The sequence below is a fragment of the Embleya sp. NPDC001921 genome (assembly GCF_053594475.1).
In genome coordinates this window covers 1-5,883 of the sequence record NZ_JBSFEO010000122.1, presented here as the reverse complement: position 1 = coordinate 5,883, position 5,883 = coordinate 1, and the positions used below count along the sequence as shown (strand labels likewise).

Annotated in this window: 3 protein-coding genes; 1 reads left to right on the top strand and 2 read right to left on the bottom strand. The window is 68.6% G+C overall.

Going from position 1 to position 5,883, the window contains the following annotated elements:
* Positions 1-530 precede the first annotated feature (530 nt).
* The gene (locus tag ACWCPW_RS51325) at positions 531-1,454 is read left to right on the top strand and encodes a hypothetical protein (protein ID WP_449768570.1); all 924 of its coding nucleotides are present in this window, start codon (positions 531-533) and stop codon (positions 1,452-1,454) included.
* Between the two features lie 314 nt (positions 1,455-1,768).
* Here the strand turns inward: ACWCPW_RS51325 and ACWCPW_RS51320 are convergent, their stop codons facing one another.
* Together ACWCPW_RS51320 and ACWCPW_RS51315 are read right to left on the bottom strand one after the other, a co-directional pair.
* The gene (locus tag ACWCPW_RS51320) at positions 1,769-3,241 is read right to left on the bottom strand and encodes an RNA-guided endonuclease InsQ/TnpB family protein (RefSeq protein WP_449768571.1); all 1,473 of its coding nucleotides are present in this window, start codon (positions 3,239-3,241) and stop codon (positions 1,769-1,771) included.
* 741 nt (positions 3,242-3,982) lie between these two features.
* The gene (locus ACWCPW_RS51315; RefSeq protein ID WP_449768569.1) at positions 3,983-5,476 is read right to left on the bottom strand and encodes an RNA-guided endonuclease InsQ/TnpB family protein; all 1,494 of its coding nucleotides are present in this window, start codon (positions 5,474-5,476) and stop codon (positions 3,983-3,985) included.
* Positions 5,477-5,883: the final 407 nt, after the last annotated feature.

Below are 5,883 nucleotides of genomic sequence, written 5' to 3'. Positions count from 1 at the left end.
GAGTACGAGCAGCAACACTGGGCCGACCAGGAGCAAACCACGCAGTCCGCGTGAACAACCGCAAACGGACTCTACAAAACTCGGGTCAGCTCACTCCCGTGCTGATGGCGCCCAGGTGTCTCGCACGCCGCCGGTCGATGCGTGACGGGAGCCGGAGTAGCCGAAAGCGCCAGGCACATATCCCAGCGAACCGTCCGACGCAGCCGACCCTGAGCCAATTCCGTCGTTTCGCCGCGGCGGCCGGATCCAGGTCGTGGCCGGCGCGTTCGTCCCAGTCGTCGACGACGGCCTCGACATACTCTTTCTGGACGCCGACGGCACGACTTTGTACCTCGCCTGCGGTCTCGGCCGCGTCGCGACCCGCGCCGAACAGGCTGACCCGGCGTCTTCGACATCGCCACGCTGGTGGTCGCCGGACGCGGCGGAACGAGGAAGGACCTTCCGACATGCGTTCGACCGGTTCGAGTTCGGGCACGGCGCACTGCGCGTATGGGACGCGCTCGTCGTCGGACCGTGTGGTGTGCCCGGGTGTGCGCGTTCCCGGATTCGATCGTTGCCTCGCCCACCTCGGAGCCGTCGAGTGCGCCGCGTACCTGGCGACACTGAACCCCGGCACCGACATCGACCATCGCGGCACGACGTTCGACGACGATCTTCTGTGGTCTTTGCTGCTCGAGTTCGACGACGCCCTCGGCCGCAGGGTCGAGGCGGGCTCGGCCTTCCAGCCGATCACCGTTGCGGCTTACCACGCTTCCGGCGGAAACCCCGGTGCCCGCTTCGAGGCACGGAACAACCTGACGATCAAACGAGCGGGCCAGACCGGCACGTTCCCCAACGACGACGGACGCGACCATCACAACCTCGACCTACGCGGCGCCCTCCGACTCGCCGCCGGCAGCGCATTGGCCCAGGCAGCCACGAACTCGGGCATCGGCGCGATCGAGGTCACCGCCGGCCGCCTCGGCATCCCCGCGGGCGATCTCCGCCTCGACCACTCGCTCGACCTGCTGCTGGGACTCGCCACCCCGACACCGGTACAAATGGCCGCCGCGCAGGCCGCGTTCGCCGCTGACGGGCAGTACGCCGCGCCCTACACGGTGGCTTGGATCGCCCGCGGTACGAGCATCACGTACACCGTCAAGCCCGTCCGCCGCCCCGCGATGCCGCCGGCGACCGCCGTCGCCGTGGCCGACCTGCTGGGCATTCCCATCATCGGCCTCCGCCCGACCGGCACCACACCCACCGGCGCCGGCGAACGAGCGGGACGGGCCGAGGATCGCACGGCCTGGCATATCACGATCGACCCGCAACTCTCCATGGCCGTAGCTCAGTTCGCAGACCGCCCGCCGGCACCGGACCGCTCCACCCAGGCGAGCCTGGCCGGGCTGACCACTCCGGAAGCGGCAGCGGCAATCTCGGCCGAGGTGTGGGCAGCGGTCCCTCGCCCGACGTGAGCCACCTGTTCCCGGGGCCGAGCCTTCGTCCTGGTGCCGACGGCCCAGCCTTCGTCGGCAGGGCGGAGTCGGCCCCGGATGGATGGTTGCGTCGTCGAGAAGGATGACCGGGCGCACCTCCACGATCCTGCTCCGAGCTCGGCTTCAGCTCGCGCAACATGCCGCGGTACGGTTCCGCCGGCGACCCACCCACACGACAGTGGGGCTGAGTCAAAGCGAACGCGCCGGGCTGACGCTGCCGCACGACCCACTCGTACTCCTGTGGGTTCGGTTGTGTGGCCTGCGGATGCCGCAGGCCGGTGCCGAACCGTGGTCTAGGAGTCGGTGGCCGGAGGATCGCTCCGCCGGGGTGACCCACGAGGTGGGCCTTCTCGCTTCGGCACCCACCGGCCGTCGGCACGAGTGCCGGGCGGCCGGTGGGCTCCACGAGCGTTTCGGGTCTCCCCCCTGTCGGAGGCGACGTCGTAGCACGCGAGCTGTTGAATGTTGCGCGCCGAGTTCACGGCCCGCCCCACCCTCAGATCGCACCGTTCACACACGAACCGATCCGCTCCCGGCCGCGAGGGTGGGTTTTCCCAACGACACGAGGAACAGATCCTGTTGGTCGCACTCGCCCGGTCCACCAGCACCGCGACGGACCCGTACCACCGGGCCTTGTACTGGAGCTGACGCCGCAACTCCCCGGGCGCGGCGTCCAGAAGGAACCGGTTGAACCGCGCTCTGACCTTGACGTCGGTGCCGGGCTCCTCGACGGTGCCCGCAGCCGAGACCGCCAGCGCCCGCACGTCGAGATTCTCTACACCCACCACCGCGAACCGGGTCACCAAACGCTTGGTCACCTGGTGGTGGTGGCCAAGGCGTCGCTCGGCGACGCGCGCGTGGATCGCTCCGACCCGCCGCGCCGCCTTGACCTGCCGGCGCGAACCCCTGACCGTGCGCGCGAGTCTGCGCTGCGCCCCGGCCAGGCGACCCCGATCGGCCTCGAGGAACCGCGGATGGGCGACCGTGTCACTCCCGGGATCCGCCGGATCCAGGTGCCGCGACAACGTCACGGACGCGCGCACCCCCAGATCCACACCCACCGCACCCGCAGCCCGCTGACGACGCGTCGGCCCGTCGGGAACCTCCTGGGTGACCTCCGCCAGGACGCACGCGTACCACCGCGAACCACCCCGCGAGACCGTCACACACCTCAGGACCGCGTCCCCGCGATCCAACAGACGCACCAACCGCTTCGCCGACTCGTGCAGACGCACCGATCCGATCCGCGGAAGCCTCAACCGCCGATACCCCTCCGGACGCAGAGCGGCGCCGTACAACCTGAACGAGTCCCGCGCACGATTCTTGCGCTTGAAACGCGGCGCCCCCACCGGCGGCCCGGCACGCCTGCCCGCCACCGAATCCGCCCAGTTCTCCCACGCCCGATCCGCGTCCAGCATCGCCGACTGCAAAGCGTGCGTCGACACCTCGTGCCACCACGCACACGGTCGATGCGGACCATGATCACCGACAGGTGGCGTGAACACCCGCGAATCACCCTTGATCACGTTCAGGCGCCTCTGGATCACAGCCTTCGTCGGCACACGAACCGTCGCCGCCATCCCCGCCGACTCCCGCGAATACCCTCGCGCCACCAGCACCGCGATCTCCGCACGACGTGCCTCGAACGCCGCCAGCTTCTGCCCATGCGCCCAGTTGAACGCCCAGCGCGCCGCACCCGCGTGACGACCGAACACCCGAACCTGCTCCGGCGTGGGATCCAAGGCGAAACGAAACGTACGCAACACCCGTTCCCGCACGACCCCCACCCCCGGAACCCATCAACCATACGAAAGACTCGCCCGACACAACCCGCGAAGCGGTCAAACGCACGAGCATCGCCCACTCGCGATTCCGTGCCTTGCCGCTCGACGGTTCGGCAATCCCAAGTTGGCGATCCGAAGGCGTGATCCGCTCCGAACGCCCACGCCCAGGCGCAGCACACATGGGACTGCTGCAAACTCCGAAAGCCTCCTCCGTCGCATTCGACAGGGGATAGGAAGATCGCGACAGCGCCCGTGATTGTCGAGCGTGAGCCTGCGCAATGCCATGACCGGTCCGAACGAGCGTACGAACGTCGAGCGTGCGCATGCGCGGTCGGCACCACAGGAGTTGGTCGATCGGTGGCTCGGTACGAGAACTCGAATGCGGCCTCTCGCCCTCGAACTGCTGGCGCAGCCGCGGGGGATACCGACCGTACGCACCGATCGGCAGGTACGATCCGAGTGAACTCTCGATGCACGTCGCTCAGTTGCTTCTGCGTCACGCCGAGACGAGCTACCGGCTCAGGACCGCCTTGACGACGAATCCCACACATCCATCACAATCCGAAACGCGCCCTGGCTCTTGAGGACAGACCCGCCTTGTTATTGCGTAGCCGAGTGATGGGGCCGCCGTCGACCCGTGCTGTCGCCTTCCGGCGGGACTCGTGGACGTTCGGCGTCCGGAGGCTGCGGTTTCCGCGTGGAGCCTCCTCGGACTGGGCCGACCTACATCTCGGGGTTTGCTGGGGCGGCCGGCGGATTGCTCCACCGGGGTGACCCACGAGGTCGGCCTTCTCGCGTCGTCGCCGTCGGGTCCCCTGCACGAGTACCGGGCGCCCGTTCGGCTCCGCGAGCGTTTCGCGTCTCCCCCGCGTCGGAGGCGACGTGATCGGCGAGTCTTTGGATGTTGCCCGCCGAGTTCACGGCACGCGCCACCTTGGAGTCGCAGTGTCGGCAGACGAACCATGATGCTCCCAGCCGCGGCGGTGGGTTTTCCCGGTGGCAGGAGGAGCAGATTCGGTTGGCCGGGGTGGCGGAGTCCAGAACGACGACGGTGGACCCGTGCCAACGGGCTTTGTAGGTGAGTTGGCGCCGGAATTCGCCGGGCGCGGCATCCAGGAGGAATCGGGTGAAGCGTGCCTTGACCTTGACGTTCCTGCCGGGCTGTCGAGGGGTGCCTGCGGCGGAGGCGGTGAGGGCGCGCAGGTCGAGGTCCTCGACGGCGACGGTCGCGAATCCGGCCACGAGGCGTTTGGTGACCTGGTGGTGGTGTGCGGAGCGTTGTTCGGCGATGCGGGCGCCGAGTGCGCCGATGCGGCGGGCAGCCTTGGCCCGACGGCGGGAGCCCTTGAGGGTACGGGAGTAGGCGCGCTGTGCCTTGGCCAGGCGGTGGAGGTTGCGGTCGAGCAGGCGCGGATGGGCGACGACGTCACCGGCAGGGTCGGCCGGATCCAGGCGCTGCGACAGGGTCGCCAGGGCTCGCACGCCCAGGTCCACACCGACGGTGCCGGCGACACGCTGGCGTCGGGTGGGCCGTTCGGGGATGTCCTGGGTGACCTCGGCCAGGACGGAGGCGTGCCAACGTGAACCGCTGCGTGACACCGTCACACACTTCAGGGCCGCGTCGCCCCGCCCGATGAGGCGGACCAAGCGCTTGGCCGACGCGTGCAGGCGCACCGATCCGATCCTGGGGATGGCCAGGCGTCGGTAGCCGTCGAGGCGCAGGCCGGCGCCGTAGAGGCGGAAGGAGTCGCGGGCGCGGTTCTTCTTCTTGAAGCGGGGGGCGCCCATGCGTTGGCCGGCGCGCTGCCCGGTGAGGGATCTGATCCAGTTGTCCCAGGCGGAGTCCGCGTCTGCCATCGCCGACTGGAAGGCGTAGGTCGAGACCTCGTGCCACCACGCGCAGGGTCGATGCGGGCCGTGGTCGCCTTCGGGGGGCGTGTGTGTGCGTGAGTCGCCCTTGATCGCGTTGAGGTGCTTTCGGATCGTGGCCATGGTGGGGATCCGCGTGGTCGCGGCCTTCCGCGCCGACGCCTGCGTGTGTCCGTGCTCGATCAGATCGGTGATCTCGCCGCGCCGCAGTTCGTGCGCGGCGAGTTTGCGTCCGTGTGCCCAGTTGAAGGCCCAACGCGCCGCGCCCGCATGTCGATTGAATGCGACCAGTTGTTCCGGTGTGGGATCCAACGCGAACCGATAGGCGCGCAGGACCTGTTCACGCACGGAGAAAGCTCCTACGAATGAATATCGAAGCGAGAACACGAACTTCGGCATCGACCTGCCTCCGGGAGTATTCCGAGACGCGGCGGCAACGCATAGGAAGAACGCGACACTTGACGAGGGTAGGGCGAGTAGGCGGACCGCCGGTCGAGTTCCCCTCGCGCGTGACGACACGGGAACGCTTCGATCACACGGTGTCAATGACGGGACGCTCCGTGGATATCCGTCTGCGCTGCGTCCATTCGCAATAAAGACAATCGACGTCTATCCGGCACCGGCTTGTGAATTGTCGGCCCACGTGTTTAGCGTTCCCAACGTCCGTATCCCACACGGACCCCGATCGCCGGTACGCCGAATCCTGTCGCCGGCCGTTCGGGAGGCTGACGAGCACCACACGACAGGAGCGGGGG